Raw genomic sequence first — 17,465 nt, forward strand, 5'->3', positions numbered from 1 at the left:
GGAAGCCCAGTGGATGCTATTGATAAAATCATCACGCAGATGAATAAAACAGCGCAAGAAGAACGAACACTTCTCGAAGCGACGAAACGAAACGAAATCGAGCAAGAATTTGAAGCGAAGCGATTAAAATTAGAAAATGACTTTCAAAAACAAAAAGCAAGGAAATTAGAAGGCATTGAGCGAAATTACCGCCAATTGAGAAATAGACAGCAAGTAGAAAGTCGACAACAGACGTTGAATGAGAAGCAAAATTTTTTACAACGGTTATTTACAGAAGCTACTACTCAACTGGAAAGCCAACCTAAAGAAGCGCAAATCGATTTGATGACAGAAATGCTTCATACATTGACTTTGACGGGACAAGTTCGTTTGATTTTAGGCGAAAAAACAGTGGATCATGTTTCTTTAGAATTGATCGATAAGTGGAATAATGAACTTCCCTTTGAATTGGTATTGGATGAAGAAGTGATTGAAAAGCAAGCTGGTTTTTTGATCGATGATCAAGGCGTACAGTATAACTTTTTGTACCGTAATTTAATAAGAGAAGTGGAAGAAACGATGCGCTTTGAAATTGCTCAACAATTATTTGATTAAGGAGGGATGACGAATGGAGTACCATGAATTGAATCCCTTGATACGTGGCAGAGAACTGGAATTGATCTCTAAAGAGACCTTTGACCGAATGCTTCAAGTTGATTCAATCGAAGACCTTGGAGAGATTTTAAAGACCACTATCTACAGTCCCTATATCCACGAAGGATTTGAGTATGATTTTGAAGATAATCTTGCAAAAGAACGAAGCGAGTTATTCAAATGGTTGAAAGAGTCTTCCCCAGAACCAGAAATCGTTTGGATCTACACGATGCGTTATACATTTCATAATTTGAAGGTGTTGACGAAGTCAGAGATGACTGGAAAAGATTTAGACCATCTGTTCATTGATGATGGGTTCTATACACTTGAGGAAGTAAAAGATGCGATCCATACACAAGCATCGTCTGTCTTACCAAGTAACCTGATGACTTGTATCAAAGAAGTGCGAGAATATTTTGATGCCTCTTCTGTTTTGCAGGGAATCGATGTCATTTATGATCGATGTTTTCTGACAGAACAGCGTAGATTAGGGGAAAAACTTGGCTATCAGGAGTTACTAGAAGAAATCATCGCTTTCATTGATTTGACGAATATTACAACTATGGCAAGAGGAATCCTACAGCAACAATCGCTTGGATTCATGACCACAGTCATCTCTAGCTCAGGAGAGATTGCGAAGGAAAGTTTCTTGTCCTTTGTGCACAGTGATCTCGAATCGTATATTCAATTTTTACAATCTACAAATTATAGTGAGTTATTGAAACCGGTAATACAGGATGGGACGATCGATTTGGTGAGGTTAGAGCAACTGAAAGATGACTATTTAAGTTCTTATTATCAAATTGCTCAGACCCAAGCTTTTGGACCTTTACCTCTATTGGCCTTTATGAACGCGAAAGAAGTAGAATGCAAGAATCTTCGACTGTTGATCATTGGTAAACGAAATCATTTTTCGATCGAACAGTTAAAAGAAAGGATGAGACAAGTCTATGACGCATAAAATAGGTGTAGTGGGCGATAAAGATTCTGTCTTGCCATTCAAATTATTTGGATTCGATGTTCGAAATAGTGCTACGAAGCAGGAGATCAGACACGCTGTTGATGAGATGGCTAAACAAGGATACGGGGTCATTTATTTAACGGAGCAGTGCGCAAAGGAAATCCCTGAAACGATCGAACGCTATAAAGGACAGTTGACACCAGCAATCATCTTGATCCCAAATCATCAAGGATCTTTGGGGATCGGGATTGCTGAGATACAAAAAAGTGTAGAAAAAGCAGTTGGACAAAATATCTTATAATAGAAAAAGGAGATAATCATTTGCAAATTGGAAAAATCATAAAAGTCTCCGGTCCTCTCGTTATGGCAGAAAATATGTCGGATGCAAGTATCCAAGACATGTGTTTAGTGGGAGATTTAGGAGTCATCGGTGAAATTATCGAGATGCGTGGCGATGTCGCATCAATTCAGGTTTACGAAGAAACTTCAGGCATCGGTCCTGGAGAACCCGTTCGATCGACTGGTGAAGCATTGTCAGTCGAACTTGGACCAGGGATCATCGCTCAAATGTTTGATGGTATCCAACGGCCTTTAGATACATTTATGGAAGTAACTCAAAGTAATTTCCTAGGCCGGGGTATCCAATTGCCCGCATTGGATCATGAGAAAAAATGGTGGTTCGAACCTATAAGTGAAATCGGGGATGAGGTCAGTGCTGGTGATGTAATCGGCTATGTCGACGAAACTAAGATTATCAAGCATAAAATCATGGTCCCTAACGGTATCAAAGGGAAAATCGAGAAGATCGAAAGAGGCTCATTTACGATCGATGAACCAGTCTGTGTCATTAATACAGAAGATGGCAAGAAAGAATTAACGATGTTACAGAAATGGCCCGTACGAAGAAGCCGCCCTATCAAAGAAAAATTGAATCCTGATGCACCAATGATCACAGGACAACGGGTCATCGATACATTTTTCCCTGTAACAAAGGGTGGTGCAGCAGCTGTTCCAGGTCCATTCGGTGCGGGAAAGACAGTTGTACAGCATCAGATCGCCAAATGGGCAGATGTTGATTTAGTGGTCTATGTGGGCTGTGGTGAACGTGGCAATGAAATGACGGATGTACTAAACGAGTTTCCAGAATTGATCGATCCAAATACTGGGGAGTCATTGATGGAACGTACAGTATTGATCGCTAATACCTCCAATATGCCGGTAGCGGCTCGAGAAGCTTCTATCTATACAGGTATCACCATCGCGGAATACTTCCGTGATATGGGGTATGATGTGGCAATCATGGCAGATTCAACTTCTCGCTGGGCAGAAGCACTCCGTGAAATGAGCGGACGTTTGGAAGAGATGCCTGGGGATGAAGGTTATCCTGCGTACCTAGGTTCTCGTTTAGCAGAATATTATGAACGCTCTGGTAGAGTGATTGCGTTAGGTTCAGATAATCGTGAAGGAAGTATTACAGCAATCAGCGCAGTTTCACCATCTGGCGGGGATGTTTCAGAACCAGTCACACAAAATACGTTACGGGTCGTGAAAGTTTTCTGGGGATTGGACTCAACGTTAGCCCAAAAACGACATTTCCCATCGATCAACTGGATCCAAAGTTATTCCTTATATTCAACTGAAGTAGGAAAATATATGGATCAAGTGTTACAAGAAAACTGGTCAGAGATGGTTGCCACTGGCATGCGTATTTTACAGGAAGAAGAACAATTGAATGAAATCGTACGCTTAGTAGGGATCGACTCCTTATCCGACAATGACCGTTTGACATTGGAAGTCGCAAAATCGATCCGTGAAGACTACTTACAACAAAATGCGTTTGATGATGTCGATACATTTACTTCTAGGGAAAAACAATTCAAAATACTAAAAATGATTTTGATGTTTGGGGAAGAAGCACGAAAAGCTTTAAGTTTAGGCGCGTATCTTAATGAGATCATGGATGGCACTGTTTCTATCAGAGAACGTATCGGTCGAAGCAAATACATTCCAGAAGACGATCTATCAAAATTAGATGCGATCAATCAGGAAATCAAAGAAACGATAAAAGCAATCATCTCTGAAGGGGGAATGACCAATGATTAAAGAATATCGAACGATCGAAGAAGTGGTCGGACCTTTGATGGCGGTAGAAAAAGTTTCTGGAGTAAAGTATGAAGAACTGATCGAAGTCCGCATGCAAAATGGTGAGATCCGTCGGGGACAAGTACTTGAAGTGCAAGAAGATAAAGCAATGGTCCAGATTTTTGAAGGAACTAGTGGAATCAATCTAAGAGATTCTTCTGTTCGTTTCTTAGGTCATCCACTGCAATTGGGTGTATCAGAAGATATGATCGGTCGCGTCTTTGACGGACTAGGTAGACCAAAAGACAATGGACCAGAAATCTTGCCAGAGAAATATTTGGATATCAACGGTGAAGTAATCAATCCCGTTGCGAGAGACTATCCCGATGAGTTCATCCAAACAGGTATTTCGGCAATCGATCATTTGAACACGTTAGTTCGCGGACAAAAACTACCAGTCTTTTCTGGTTCAGGGTTACCCCATAAAGAATTAGCTGCACAAATTGCGAGACAAGCAACTGTACTGGATTCTTCAGATGATTTTGCTGTCGTTTTTGCCGCAATAGGGATCACTTTTGAAGAAGCAGAGTTTTTCATGGAAGATTTCCGTCAAACGGGCGCAATCGATCGGTCGGTGATGTTCATGAATTTGGCCAATGATCCAGCAATCGAAAGGATCGCGACACCAAGAATGGCGCTGACAGCTGCAGAATATCTGGCTTATGAAAAAGGCATGCATGTGTTGGTCATCATGACAGACATGACCAACTATGCCGAAGCGTTGCGCGAAATCTCCGCTGCTCGTCGAGAAGTACCAGGGCGCCGTGGCTATCCGGGCTATCTCTACACGAATTTGGCGACATTGTTTGAACGTGCAGGGCGTATTCGAGGGTTGAAAGGATCAGTGACACAAATACCGATCTTGACGATGCCAGAAGATGATAAGACCCACCCAATACCCGATTTGACCGGCTACATCACTGAAGGACAGATCATTTTGACTAGAGAGCTGTATAAGAGTGGCATCCAGCCGCCAATCGATGTATTGCCGTCTCTTTCTCGTTTGAAAGACAAAGGAACAGGTGCTGGGAAAACGCGAGAGGATCATGCAGCAACGATGAATCAACTATTCGCAGCTTATGCACAGGGAAAACAGGCAAAAGAATTAGCTGTCGTTTTGGGCGAATCTGCATTATCAGATGTCGATAAAATCTATGCGAAATTTGCGGAGCGATTCGAGAATGAATACGTGAATCAAGGATTCTATACAAACCGAACAATTACAGAAACACTTGATTTAGGTTGGGAACTTTTAGCGATGCTTCCACGAACTGAATTAAAACGGATCAAAGACGATCTACTGGACAAGTATCTGCCGGAAGGGAAGTGAGTTTTTCGATGCGATTAAACGTCAATCCAACTAGAATGGAATTAACTCGATTAAAAAAACAATTGACGACCGCAACCAGAGGGCATAAACTTTTAAAAGACAAACAGGATGAATTGATGCGACAATTTATTCTATTGATTCGTAAAAATAATGACTTGCGACAGACAGTGGAAAAAACAATGGAACAGGCGATGAGTGACTTCGTTTTGGCGAAATCAACGATCAATGACTCGTTCATTGAGGAGTTGCTCGCTTTGCCTACTGAAAATGTGGAACTTTCTGTCATAGAGAAAAATATCATGAGTGTCAAAGTACCAATCATGAATTTTCAGTATGATGAGCAACTAAGTGATGCGCCATTAGAATATGGTTTTCTGAATTCCAATGCTGAATTGGATCGCTCGATCGACCGTTTCACCCATTTGTTGCCGAAACTTCTAGAGTTATCAGAAATCGAAAAATCGTGTCAGTTGATGGCAGAAGAAATCGAGAAGACAAGAAGACGGGTCAATGCTTTAGAGTATATGACGATCCCACAGTTGGAAGAAACGATTTATTATATTAAAATGAAACTGGAAGAAAATGAACGTGCGGAAGTGACTCGTTTGATCAAAGTCAAAAATATGGGCAACAAGCAGTAGCCAAAAAGCGACCGTCTGAGTGAATGATCCTTTAGACGAAACGAAAAATTTGCTGCAAAAGCTTGAGAGAATCGAAAAAGAGGCTGGGGCAGAAGGGTTTAACTCCGAGAAATAAGAAGAACTTCACGAAAATTGCTTTTCAAATTTTTGTGAAGTTCAGCTTATTTAAGAAGGAGTTGCTTCTGCTCCCACCGTTTATTCGTTTTTAAAGAATGAGACCAAAGTGTTTCTTACTTTTGTCCCACGCGCTCACTTTTGTAAATGAAAACAAAAAAGGAATGTCTGTCATGAAAAAGAAAAGGAACAAAAAAATATCGCCCGTACAATTGATTGCGGCAGGATTTTTTGTCTTGATACTCATTGGAGGAGGTTTGCTCTCCTTGCCAATGTTTAGTCAAAACGGGGAACAAACCAATTTTTTGGATGCGTTGTTTACGGCTACTTCGGCAATCTGCGTCACAGGATTGACCACACTAAATACAGCAGAGCATTGGAACAGTGCCGGCCAGTTTTTGATCATGATGCTGATTGAAATAGGTGGATTGGGTTTCATGATGATCCCTATTCTCTTTTTCGCATTAGCGAAGAAAAAAGTCAGCTTCAGTATGCGGATCGTTTTAAAGGAAGCATTAAACCTTGAAGAGATTTCTGGTGTCATGAGTCTTATGCTTTATATCCTGAAATTTGCAGTAGTTATCCAGTTATTGGGTGCCTTAGCATTGAGTTTCGCATTTGTGCCTAAATTTGGCTGGGGCAAAGGTATCTGGTTTAGTATTTTTCATGCAGTATCCAGTTTTTGTAATGCAGGGTTTGATTTACTGGGAGATAGTTTGCATGACTATCAGACAAACGCTTATTTGATCATGGTGATCTCAGTATTGATCATTGCAGGTGGGTTAGGGTTCATTGTTTGGCGAGATTTGTTAAGCTATCACAAAGTAAAAAGAATCACGCTACATTCCAAAATTGCGTTGACAGTGACAGCCAGCCTACTGATCGGTGGATTTATTCTGTTTTTCTTTACGGAAAGAAATGGACTGAAACTAGTAGATGGAACATTTTGGGAAAAGTTAGCGAACACCTTTTTCATGAGTGTGACACCAAGAACTGCAGGGTATTATTCCATTGATTACTTGAAGATGAGCCATGCAGGATTGATCGTAACAATGTTTTTGATGTATATCGGAGGAACTTCTGGGTCAACAGCTGGCGGCTTGAAAACAACGACGTTAGGGATATTGTTCATTCAGATGCGGGCGATGTTCAAAGGGAAAACTCGTGCGGAAGCATTTGGTCGAACAATTCGCCAAGCAGCTGTTCTACGAGCTTTGACACTCTTCTTTGTTACTCTGACGTTATGTGTAGTGGCTATCATGATCTTGTCTGTCACAGAAACCATTCCAAGTACTTCGGGAATCGAGTACATTGCTTTTGAAGTATTTTCCGCTTTTGGTACGGTAGGGTTGACAATGGGTCTGACACCAGACTTATCAGTTGTTGGCAAACTGGTCATCATTTCATTGATGTATATCGGGCGTGTTGGGGTCATGACTGTCATTTTTTCTTTATTAGTCAAAGCAAACAAAGCAGAACCAAACTACAAGCTCCCTGAAGAAAGTGTCATGATTGGCTAGAGGTTGGAAAAGAAGGGTTTCACTTCAAAAAAGTAAAAGGATCACAGAAATTGCGTTTCAACTTTTTGTGAATATCGGATTGATTATCGAAGAGGCTGCTTCTTTTTTATCGTTTCATATTTAAAGCATGGGACAAAAGTGTTTTTTACTTTTGTCCCATGCTCGTTTTTTTAATTTATCTTGACCTCTTTTTTAGTATCTAGATAGTGATTTAGCCACGGATGATTTCGATTTTGTAGCCGTCTGGATCTACGATGAAGTAATAAGAAGGGGCTGTTCCAGGCAGACCTTTTAAGTCAGTCACATTGAATCCTTCTGCTTGATGTTTTTCATGAAGTGCTTCTAAATCATCTGAGGCAATTGCAATGTGTCCATAGCCATTTCCTAAATCGTACGCTTCATGGTCATAATTATAAGTAAGCTCCAATTCGTAGTCGTCTCCAGGTAAAGTTAAATAAACAAGTGTAAATTTACTTTCTGGAAAGTCGCGACGACGGCTTTCTTCAAAGCCAAATGCCTTTTGATAAAATTCTAGGGAAGCGTCAATATCTTTTACTCGTACGCAAGTATGAGCCATTTTCATAAGTAAAATCCATCCTTTCTTTTTTTCAATCATATCAAAAAAAGAATAAAAAATAATAGATTTGCGCTTGTTTATGAGAAAACTCTCATGTAGAATAAAAGAAAATAAGTTTAAGGTGGACAAACAAACATGGATAAACCAGTATTTGGTGAGAAAGAACAATCAGCAGAGTATTTGAATCGATATGCTGCCTATATAATCGTCGAAAAAAATAACGAAATTGCACTGATTGAAGCACCAAATGGAGCCTTTTTTTTACCTGGTGGAGAGATTGAAGGGCAAGAAACAAAGAAAGAAGCACTTCGTCGTGAGTTGATCGAAGAGATGGGGATCGCGGCGGAGATCGACATCTATCTAGGTGAAGCAGATGAATATTTTTATTCCAATTATCGTAAAACACATTACTATAATCCCGGTTATTTTTATGTTGCAAGCAACTGGCAACAAGTGGGGGAACCGACTGAAAAAACGAATCAGATCTGGTGGGTAAGTCCCGGTGATGCTATCCAAAAATTGAAACGTGGGAGTCATAAATGGGCTGTTGAGCAATGGCTAACAAAAAAGAAATAAACAAGAAACACAAACCTGAGTAAAGAAGAGGTTTGTGTTTCTTAATTTTTTTCACATGCAATTTTGACGATAGTATTAGTTAAAACTATAATACATATTTTTTGATTGCTTCTGCTACACCATGTTCATCGTTTGTGGTCGTGATGACATTTGCTGCTTCTTTCACTAGTGGGATAGCATTTCCCATAGCGACACCTAATCCAGCATATTCGATCATTGAGAGGTCGTTTTCGTTATCACCGATCGCCATGATCTCGTCTTGTGCGATACCCAAATGTTGGGCAAGATTTGCTACAGCTGCTCCTTTGCTTGCTTCTTTATTCAACACTTCAAAGTAATAAGGAGCACTCTTCACTGTCGTATATTTTTCACGGAAAGCTTGCGGCAAACGAGCGATGGCAGCATCTAAGACTTCTGGTTCATCGATCATCATCATCTTCACTAGATTCATATCCGGTGTCATTTCTTCGGGTGTGCGGTATTTCAATGGCATCTTGACTAAGCTTGCTTCATGGATCGTGTAAGCACTGATGTCACGGTTGGGTGTGTAGATCGCTTTGTCATCGATCGAGTGTAGATGGCTGCCGACGCGACGTGCCATTACTTCGATCTCTAGGAAATCTTCATGGGTCAATCCATGACGGGCAATGATCTTACCAGATTTTGTTTGTTGAACTAATGCACCGTTATAAGTGATGACATAATCATTTTCTTGGAATAGATCCAATTCATCCAATTGCTCTTTGACACCGGGTAATGGACGACCTGTACATAATACGATGGCCACTCCTTGGGCTACAGCTTTTGCAATTGCTTCTTTGACTTCTAACGTGATTTCTCTTTTTTCATTTAATAGGGTACCATCGATGTCGATGGCGACTAACTTGATAGACATAATTTCCTCCAGTATTTAATTTATTTCCTCGATCAATGAACCATTACGTATATGACGGGCGAATTCTTGATACGTTTCATCGAATAGATCGTAGTGGTTTCGTAAAGATGGATCGACCATTTCTTTAGGGAAAAAGAAACGCTCATCTCCTTGCTCTTGTCCAGCAAGAGCAGCCACCAGCTGGCTCACCTCTGATAATTCTACCAAAGTTCTGTCATTTCTCAAAATCTCGATTTGCGTGCGGTGGCGGTTTTCCTCAGGACGATAAAAGTCGTAAGGCAGATCGTAACTTGAATTCACTGCAGTATAGTAAATAGGATTATAGCCGACTCTTTCAACAAGTGTAGTCAATTCTTTGATCAAGTGTGACGAGCGATCACCAGAAAAGGCAGCTGATTTCAATGGTTTTCGATTTAAAAAGCGCTTGGCTAGATCATTTAAAATGGGATCATCTGATTCTGTCCATTGAGTGAAGTAAGTTCCTAAGACACCGTCATCTAATTTTAAATAGTCATTCAATGTAAATTTTTCATCAAGAAAAGGCAATAAAAGTTGTGAGTGCAACTCAAAACTGCTAGGATCTTCACGATAAAGTTCATGGGCACGGTGCAAGAGATGTTCCAAAATGACTTCCATTCCACGGGAAACTGGATGGAAGTAAACTTGGACATACATCTGGTAACGACTAACGATATAATCTTCCACTGCATGCATCCCACTCATTGAAAAGGCGATACCACCCTCATACGGACGGATCACACGCAAGATTCGAGTGAGATCGAATGTTCCGTATTCTGTGCCAGTGAAGTAAGCATCTCTTAACAAGTAGTCCATGCGATCTGCATCGATTTGGCTAGAAATCATTTGGACGACTTGAGGATTAGGATACGTTTTTTGGATTACGCTCGCGACTTTTTCTGGGAAACCAGCCTCTACTCGGTTAAGAATTTGGTAAACTTCTGTTTCAGGTGAAGTAATGATTTCGACAGTGATTGCTTCGTGATCCGTATGAAAGATATGTTCGAATGTATGTGAATAAGGTCCATGGCCGATATCATGAAGTAGCGCTGCGCATAACGTGACTAAACGTTCTTGATCATCCCAGCCATCACGACCCATTTTTTCTTGAGGAAAGTTACGGGAAAAAATATCGCAGATCCGTCGCGATATTTCGTATACGCCTAAAGAATGTGTAAAGCGGCTATGTTCTGCTCCATGAAAGGTAAAGGAAGCTGTTCCTAGCTGCTTGATCCGTCGAAGGCGCTGGACTTCTTTGGAATTTATCAAATCTAAAATTACTTGATGCTGTACATGGATGTAGTTATGAACAGGATCACGAAAAACTTTTTCCATCGGTAGCATCTGATATTTATATGGTATAGTCATGGGCAAGCTCCTTTATCTTATTTCGTTCCTGCATACGATCGATCTGTGCTGTCCATTCATCTGTAAGGACATGGTCCTTTTTCCATTGATTGGAGTCAAATTGCTGACCAGGTAAGTATAACTGATTGAAAGCATGAATGAAGCGTTGTTTGACTTCCTCAACAGTAAAGGAAGCAGCAAGCAGTGTCTCTAAAGTCTTCATGCTTTCAGGAATGACTGCAGGATAGCCATTGTTTCCAAAGTCATCTTGTAAAGATGCTTGATAGAATTTTTTCATGGCTGATCCTCTTGCTTGCTGATCGCCATTGACACTTAAATACATCATAACAGAGATGCCATTTTTTATTCTTCGTTGAGCGATCCCAGCAAATTTTTTGCCACGAATACTCAGATCATAAGTACCAGGGCAATAGGAATGGGTGACTTCAAAGGCCTGGATGTCAGCCTCAGGAAATGCTACTTTAGTCAGTGTCAGCATTTTTTTGTACGCATCATCGATCGAGATCTTGGCGTCTTCGTTTTGAGGGAAGATCAATGAGATATTCAAGATCCCACTATCTGAAATAATCCCCAATCCACCAGAATTTCTTACCACTGGGACGAATCCTAAGTCTCTTAATTCCTTTATTCCGTCTTTCAAATAAGGTGTTCGTGTGTCTTTCATTCCTAGAATCACCGTTTGATCGTATTGCCAAAAATGTAAAAAGACCGTATTGTTTTTTTTGGAATACTCGGTTAATATATCCGTCAGGGCAAAAGGGGTAAAATCATTTGTATGATAAGTTTTTTGATCCAAAATGGTTGTTGGATACATGCCATTCACTCCTTTTGTAATTGGTTGATTGAAAAAACAGAGTGCTGAAAGCCTGTTTCTTCATTATTATACTCTAAATGATAAAAGATGTTGTGAAAAAAATCTTCTTAGGTTTTCATACAAGTTGGTTGACAAATATGGGAAAACTGGGAACAATGTAGCTATGAGAAGCAAAGGAGAATGAAAAAATGGAACGATCAAATGGTACACCTATTTCAATTAAATTACGCACGAAAGTTCAACAACACGGTGAACAGCAAGATTTTTTCTTTGATTTAAAAGGACAAATGGTCAAAATCGGTGACACTCTATACATACGTTATCAAGAAGTCCAAGAGGGAACAGATAAGGAAGTGCCAGTGACGATCAAGCTGATGCCAGATGGTCATGTCCAATTGATTCGCGCAGGTGAGATGCGGATGCGCTTGAAATTCGGCTACCGTGAGCGCCTAGAAACGAATTATAAAACACCTTACGGAATGATCCAAGTTGAAACATTTACAAAAGAATTACATGTAAGTTTGAAGGATCGACCAACAGCGGGAAAAGTCCTCATTGATTATGATTTATTTATGGGACCTGAAAAATTAGGTGAATATTATTTAACTTTGGACTTTACTGCTTAAATCGTAAAGAAACGTTTGATTTTTTGCGTTTGATTTTGTATGATAAGGAGTAGACTGTGAAAGGACGTGTCCTGATTGGAAATTAGTGTATTTGAAGGTGCAAACAAAAACGAATTATCGATGATCGAAGTAGCACACGCGATCTTAGAACAACGTGGCGATGTGATGGATTTTTCTGATTTAGCAAATCAAATCCAAAACTATCTTGGGAAATCAGATAGTGAAATTCGTGATTCACTCGCACAATTTTATACTGACTTAAATATTGATGGTAGCTTTATTTCATTAGGCGACAATCGCTGGGGCTTGCGTTCATGGTATGCAATCGATTCAATCGATGAAGAAGTCAACCATGGAATCGACGAAGAAGATGAAGATACACCTCGTCGACGCAAACGTAAAAAAGTAAATGCCTTTATCAATGACGATGAAGATGCAATCGATTATAATGATGACGACCCAGAAGATACTGATTTGTCTGACGAAGACGATGATGATCTTTTTGAAGATGATGATGACGATGATGAAGAAATCGCTGCTTATAACTCTGACCTACAAGAAATAGGTGCAGACGATACAAGTGATGATGAAGAAGAATTGCCAGGAAACATCGAAGAGGATCTAAGCATTATAGAAGATGACGATGAAGACTACGAAGACGAAGAATTTACTGAAGAGTAAGTGTCTTTCAAAGAGGGCGGGACAGCAGAAATTATTTCTGCCCCCGCCTTTTTTTCGTATTTAGAAGAGGGCGAGACAAAAGTGTTTCTTACTTTTGTCTCACCTTTTTTCTATCTTTAAATCAGTATGTACATAAAAAAATAAATCATTTTGAAACTTTTTGGTGATTTAAAACGTCATAGTAGGTGAGACGGAAAGGGGCTGAGTTCGATTTTTACTAGTTATAGGAAAAAGAAACAGATTGAAAAATCTAAACGTTTATTAAATGAATTGATCCAAACCGAATATGAAAAGATGTATCGGATCACAATGACTTATGTTCATGATAAAGAAGAAGCATTAGATGTCATGCAAGATAGCTTTCACAAAGCATTAACTTATTTTGAGAAAGGAGAAGACATCGAACACTTTGCCGCATGGTTCTATCGAATACTTATCCGAACAGCTATCGATGCTTGGCGAAAACAAAAACGCTACCGCTTTGAACCTTTTGAAGAAGCACGCTCAGTCGGGGTAGATCCTTCTGAAATTTCTACAAAAGAGCTCTACGAAGTATTAGAAGGTATCGACAGTCCGGAAAAAGAAATTTTGATTCTTCACTTTTTTGAAGGGTTTCGCTTGAAAGAAATCGCTGAGATATTAGAGCTGAACGAAAATACAGTCAAAACCAAGATGTATCGTTCATTAAATCTGCTAAGAAAAATTTTACAGTAAAGGAGAGTTAAGAATGTATTCTGCCCAAAAAGAACTGGATGTACTAAAGAAAGTATATGGAGAACAAGAAATACCTGAGAACATAAAGAATGAGATATTCAACCGTTATTCCTTGGAAGAGCATTTGCTCGTTAGGAAGTTAAAAAGAAAAAAACAAATAAAAGGATTTTTAGTCACTATTGCATTATTGGCAGTAACAACTAGCAGCCTGCTTTTTAGCGATCAGGCACGTAGTTTTGCTGAAGACCTCCCGATCATTGGTCCAGCTGTCAGATTGCTCTTAGGGGAGCAGCTGTCTGATAAGGGTATCACTATCGATGTTCCGCAAGTAACGACAAGTGAAAGTGAAGAAAATGAAACCATCAGTGGATTGAACAAAAAATACTTTCGCGAAGGAAAAGTCGAATTTGAAAAAGCAAAAATGGAGTATCAGGATATTGAAAAGGGTCATTTTCAAGTTACGGGTGATTATCGGAAGGTCCTAGATGATACGCGCTTTTTAGTTGTTGAAAGAAACCTAACAAAAACGGCTGCAGATAGTTATACAGAAAAAAGATATGACACGATCGATAAACAAAACAGTGTAGTTTTATCTTTGCCATTGTTGTTCAAGGATGACCAGTATATTTCTACACTGACTAAAGAGGTCAAACAACAAATGAGCGAACAAGTAAAAGAAAATCCAGAGAAATACTACTGGACAAACAAAGATTTTCAAGAAGGAGTAGAAGAAATCCCGTTAGTAACGAAGGATACGTCTTTTTACATCAATAAAAATTACGAGCTTGTTTTGGTTTACGACCAGTTTGCTATTGCTCCAGGCTATATGGGGAATCCAGAATTTGTGATTCCAAAAGCGATAACCAGCAAATTATTGGCAACAAGTGATTACTTAGACCGTTAGCTTTGTATCGTCAAAATAGTTTTCATTTGTCCAAAATTCTCCTTTTGCGCTACTATAGTAGTAGACAAAAGTGGTAGACAAAGAAATGTTGAAGGAGACGATCAAAATGCTTGATGACAAATTGAAATGTCCGCAATGTCAAACGAAATTTTATTATAATGAAGTGACAAATGTTGTCCATCATCGAAAAAAAGAAATGCCGATCCGTTGTCCACAATGTGACTACACGGTCAAAAAGAAACTGTCCCATGGCTATTTCGTCACTTACAAAGAAGAAGAGTTTGAGAATAAAAATGTTGATTTAGGACAAGAACCGTTACCTGAACAATACAAAAATATCAAAACAGGTGCTATCATCAGTTCAGAAGATTATCAACGATTGATCGAAGAGAATGATCGCCTACTCAATGGTCCAATGAGTTCTGAATTGATGGGCGGAGCAAACATGCTTTTAGAAAATGAAGAATTGAATAGTAGCGAAAGTTATGAAGATTATGTTCCTTATCATGAAGACTAAACTACAGTAATTGAAGAAAACGAAAAGAGTCGGTTCGTTGGAGTGCTCTTGATCGGAAAAATTATTTCCGAGTAGGGATAGTTATTTCTGCAGCTACCAATGAACGACTCTTTTCGTTCATTCAATTGGATAAATTATTCTTAAAATTGAAATTTTAAGTGAAAGTATATACTTATTGGTATATACTTATTTTTGTTGGTATTCTTTTAAAAGTAATTCTAAAGTTGAATTTTTTTGAAATGAAAGGGATACCATATTGTATTAGAAACAGAAATTAGGAGGGAACGCTGTGAAAAACCAGCCGATATTTCAGGAGATTGCACGCAAAATTGAAGAACGCGTGGAAGATGGTGTTTATGTATCTAGTCAAAAACTACCCTCTGAATATGATCTAGCGGATGAATTTCAATGTAGTCGGCTCACTATACGAAAAGCGATTGAATTATTGATCAGTCAGAATATCTTAGTAAAAGAAAAAGGAAAAGGCACATATGTCATGAAGCAACCAAAGATCCAAAGTGGCTCTGGTGGTCTGCAAAGTTTTACTGAAACGGCTCGTATCCAAGGAAAACAAACAAAAACAGAAGTGCTGGGATATGAGATTGCCGAGGAACTGCCCCTTAAAATAAAACAGGCATTTGGCGAATATGCCTCTGAGCCAATCGTTCACTTGATTCGACTACGGTCTTTTGAAGATGAACCAATGACAGTCGAAAACCTCTACGTACTGAAACGCTATATAGGGGAGGCAACAAAAAAAGAGTTAAGTGGCTCATTGTATCAAGTAATCGAAAAACATATCGAGATCGGTTATGCACATCAAGAGGTCGAAGCAGTAAAAGTCACTAAAGATGTATCAAAACTACTTAAAGTCCAGGTTGGGGAACCCATGCTGCTAGTTCACTCCATGACGTATTCACCAGCCGCCCGCCCTATTTTATATGACCGCTCGTTTTATCGTGCGGATAAATATACATTCAAAAATACATTGATACGACACAATAAGGGGTGACAAAATGGAAGAAATAACCGCAAGTATTGATTCACATTGGCAAGAGTTTTTAGTTTTGCTTCAAAAGGTAATGCAAGTCCCAAGTGTGAAAGGTAAACCAGCACATCACGCACCGTATGGGACAGAACCAAGAAGAGTATTGGATCTTGTTTTGTCCGAGGCTGCAGCGAAGGGTTTCAAGACGAACGTAATCGACGATGCCATCGGTTATGTTCAATGGGGTGAAAACAGTGAAGAATATATTGGAATCATTGGCCACCTTGATGTTGTACCTGCAGGAACAGGTTGGGATTTTCCGCCATTTGATTTGACTGAAAAAGCGGGACGTTTTTATGGTCGAGGTATCTTAGATAATAAAGGTCCAATCATTAGTTGTCTTTATGCGCTGTTTTTATTGAAAAAAAGTGGTTTTGTTCCCAAAAAGACGATCAGACTTATATTTGGTACAGATGAAGAAAGTGGGATGTCTGATATCCCGCACTATTTAAAGTCGGAAAAACCGCCGATTTTTGGATTTACCCCTGACTGCAAATACCCTGTAGTCTATGGTGAACGTGGAGTCGTCAATGTAACGATCAAGCTTCCCCTTGATCCAGAAGTGCTTGGTCAGATCAGTCAATTCTCAGGAGATCAATACAGAGATCATGTTCCAGATCAACTAGGTGTAACAATCAATGGCACCACTCATCAGGTGACAGGCAAACGTTCACCAAGCAATGCGCCAGAAATGGGTGAGAATGCGATTACTTTACTCGCACAGAAACTAAAAGAGGCTGAAATACCTGCACAACTACAAAGTTATTTTAGGTGGATCGCTGAAAGCTTTCACGGCAAACACTACGGTGAAGGAATCGATCTTGCCTTGGCAGATAAGGATTCTGGTAAACTCATCCTTACACCAGTAGTTTTACAAAAAAGCGAGACGGGTTTGAATCTGGAAATCGCCTTCCGTTACCCAGTTTCTGCTAGTGAAAACGAGGTACTTCGTCGATTGGCGCAACAGTTGCCTAAAGGTGCTTCTTATGAGGTGACACGCAGTATTCCGGGATTCTGTCGTGAAAAAGACTCACTCGAGATCCAAAAACTATCAATGATCTATGGTGAAGTCACCGGTAATGACCCAACACCAGTAACAACCACAGGGGCTACGTATGCTAGAAAGATACCGAATACGTTAGCATTTGGCCCTTCATTTCCAGGGCAAAAAGGGATTGCGCATAATAAAAACGAATATATGGATGTAGCAGATCTACGTATGAATTTAGAGATCTATCTAAAAAGTATCCAGGCACTGTTAGAATAGTTTCTATAGTGGAAGATTTTTATAATGAAATAAAGAAGGCTTATCTTATAAATCGATTAGATTTTTGGATAAGCCTCTTTTTAGTATAGACATATTAGTATATACTAAATAAAAATAAT

19 protein-coding genes are annotated in these 17,465 nt (G+C 39.5%); 15 read left to right on the plus strand and 4 right to left on the minus strand.

Annotated elements, in window-relative coordinates:
• Positions 1-9: 9 nt before the first annotated feature.
• The 7 genes from FGQ66_RS02680 (at position 10) to FGQ66_RS02710 (ending at position 7,341) form a co-directional block, all read left to right on the plus strand.
• Positions 10-594 carry an ATPase V gene (locus tag FGQ66_RS02680; RefSeq protein WP_138301622.1) on the plus strand — a complete coding sequence of 195 codons (585 nt, stop codon included), beginning with the start codon at positions 10-12 and terminating at the stop codon, positions 592-594.
• Between the two features lie 13 nt (positions 595-607).
• Positions 608-1,594: a V-type ATPase subunit gene (locus tag FGQ66_RS02685; RefSeq protein WP_053109207.1), complete on the plus strand. Its 987-nt coding sequence runs from the start codon at positions 608-610 to the stop codon at positions 1,592-1,594.
• Complete coding sequence (locus tag FGQ66_RS02690) at positions 1,584-1,895, plus strand: V-type ATP synthase subunit F (RefSeq protein ID WP_053109206.1); 312 nt, start codon at positions 1,584-1,586, stop codon at positions 1,893-1,895. The genes FGQ66_RS02685 and FGQ66_RS02690 overlap by 11 nt, the downstream gene beginning before the upstream one ends.
• Before the next feature lie 20 nt (positions 1,896-1,915).
• Positions 1,916-3,697: a V-type ATP synthase subunit A gene (locus FGQ66_RS02695; RefSeq protein WP_138301624.1), complete on the plus strand. Its 1,782-nt coding sequence runs from the start codon at positions 1,916-1,918 to the stop codon at positions 3,695-3,697.
• On the plus strand, positions 3,690-5,066 hold the full coding sequence (locus tag FGQ66_RS02700; protein WP_005878385.1) for a V-type ATP synthase subunit B: 1,377 nt from the start codon (positions 3,690-3,692) through the stop codon (positions 5,064-5,066). The genes FGQ66_RS02695 and FGQ66_RS02700 overlap by 8 nt, the downstream gene beginning before the upstream one ends.
• A gap of 8 nt (positions 5,067-5,074) precedes the next feature.
• Positions 5,075-5,707, plus strand: a complete 633-nt coding sequence (locus FGQ66_RS02705) for a V-type ATP synthase subunit D (protein WP_138301625.1) — start codon at positions 5,075-5,077, stop codon at positions 5,705-5,707.
• A gap of 287 nt (positions 5,708-5,994) precedes the next feature.
• Positions 5,995-7,341 carry a TrkH family potassium uptake protein gene (locus FGQ66_RS02710; protein ID WP_138301627.1) on the plus strand — a complete coding sequence of 449 codons (1,347 nt, stop codon included), beginning with the start codon at positions 5,995-5,997 and terminating at the stop codon, positions 7,339-7,341.
• A 211-nt stretch (positions 7,342-7,552) separates the two neighbouring features.
• Here FGQ66_RS02710 and gloA read toward each other — a convergent pair whose 3' ends face one another.
• A complete protein-coding gene (gloA, locus tag FGQ66_RS02715) occupies positions 7,553-7,924 on the minus strand; it encodes a lactoylglutathione lyase (protein WP_138301628.1) in 372 nt (123 codons plus the stop codon).
• 129 nt (positions 7,925-8,053) lie between these two features.
• On the opposite strand from gloA, the gene FGQ66_RS02720 reads away from it, so the two are divergent.
• The gene (locus FGQ66_RS02720) at positions 8,054-8,494 is read left to right on the plus strand and encodes an NUDIX hydrolase (protein WP_113846094.1); all 441 of its coding nucleotides are present in this window, start codon (positions 8,054-8,056) and stop codon (positions 8,492-8,494) included.
• A gap of 85 nt (positions 8,495-8,579) precedes the next feature.
• On the opposite strand, the gene yidA is transcribed toward FGQ66_RS02720, so the two are convergent.
• Genes yidA through FGQ66_RS02735 form a run of 3 tightly spaced genes read right to left on the minus strand, consistent with a single transcriptional unit; the run spans position 8,580 to position 11,589 of the window.
• Positions 8,580-9,389, minus strand: coding sequence for a sugar-phosphatase (yidA, locus tag FGQ66_RS02725; protein ID WP_138301629.1), 810 nt, complete (start codon positions 9,387-9,389; stop codon positions 8,580-8,582).
• A 15-nt stretch (positions 9,390-9,404) separates the two neighbouring features.
• Entirely contained in the window at positions 9,405-10,775 is a 1,371-nt protein-coding gene (locus FGQ66_RS02730) for an HD domain-containing protein (RefSeq protein WP_005878396.1), read from the minus strand.
• Complete coding sequence (locus tag FGQ66_RS02735; protein WP_138301631.1) at positions 10,759-11,589, minus strand: lipoate--protein ligase family protein; 831 nt, start codon at positions 11,587-11,589, stop codon at positions 10,759-10,761. The genes FGQ66_RS02730 and FGQ66_RS02735 overlap by 17 nt, the downstream gene beginning before the upstream one ends.
• Positions 11,590-11,777: 188 nt before the next feature.
• On the opposite strand from FGQ66_RS02735, the gene FGQ66_RS02740 reads away from it, so the two are divergent.
• The 7 genes from FGQ66_RS02740 to FGQ66_RS02770 all read left to right on the plus strand — a co-directional run bounded on the left by FGQ66_RS02740 (position 11,778) and on the right by FGQ66_RS02770 (position 17,346).
• The gene (locus FGQ66_RS02740) at positions 11,778-12,215 is read left to right on the plus strand and encodes a YwiB family protein (protein WP_005878400.1); all 438 of its coding nucleotides are present in this window, start codon (positions 11,778-11,780) and stop codon (positions 12,213-12,215) included.
• Between the two features lie 75 nt (positions 12,216-12,290).
• On the plus strand, positions 12,291-12,896 hold the full coding sequence (gene rpoE / locus FGQ66_RS02745) for a DNA-directed RNA polymerase subunit delta (protein ID WP_016177384.1): 606 nt from the start codon (positions 12,291-12,293) through the stop codon (positions 12,894-12,896).
• Between the two features lie 294 nt (positions 12,897-13,190).
• Positions 13,191-13,610, plus strand: coding sequence for an RNA polymerase sigma factor (locus tag FGQ66_RS02750; RefSeq protein ID WP_230315207.1), 420 nt, complete (start codon positions 13,191-13,193; stop codon positions 13,608-13,610).
• Positions 13,611-13,623: 13 nt separating this feature from the next.
• The gene (locus FGQ66_RS02755; protein WP_138301634.1) at positions 13,624-14,514 is read left to right on the plus strand and encodes an RsiV family protein; all 891 of its coding nucleotides are present in this window, start codon (positions 13,624-13,626) and stop codon (positions 14,512-14,514) included.
• 70 nt (positions 14,515-14,584) lie between these two features.
• Positions 14,585-15,031 carry a hypothetical protein gene (locus FGQ66_RS02760; protein WP_226103339.1) on the plus strand — a complete coding sequence of 149 codons (447 nt, stop codon included), beginning with the start codon at positions 14,585-14,587 and terminating at the stop codon, positions 15,029-15,031.
• 289 nt (positions 15,032-15,320) lie between these two features.
• The gene (locus FGQ66_RS02765) at positions 15,321-16,043 is read left to right on the plus strand and encodes a GntR family transcriptional regulator, LSA1692 subfamily (RefSeq protein ID WP_130095761.1); all 723 of its coding nucleotides are present in this window, start codon (positions 15,321-15,323) and stop codon (positions 16,041-16,043) included.
• Positions 16,044-16,047: 4 nt separating this feature from the next.
• Positions 16,048-17,346 carry a Sapep family Mn(2+)-dependent dipeptidase gene (locus FGQ66_RS02770; protein WP_138301635.1) on the plus strand — a complete coding sequence of 433 codons (1,299 nt, stop codon included), beginning with the start codon at positions 16,048-16,050 and terminating at the stop codon, positions 17,344-17,346.
• The last annotated feature ends 119 nt before the right edge of the window (positions 17,347-17,465 follow it).

It is taken from the genome of Enterococcus sp. BSD2780061688st2 D3 (assembly GCF_005844145.1).
Taxonomy (GTDB): domain Bacteria; phylum Bacillota; class Bacilli; order Lactobacillales; family Enterococcaceae; genus Enterococcus_B; species Enterococcus_B durans.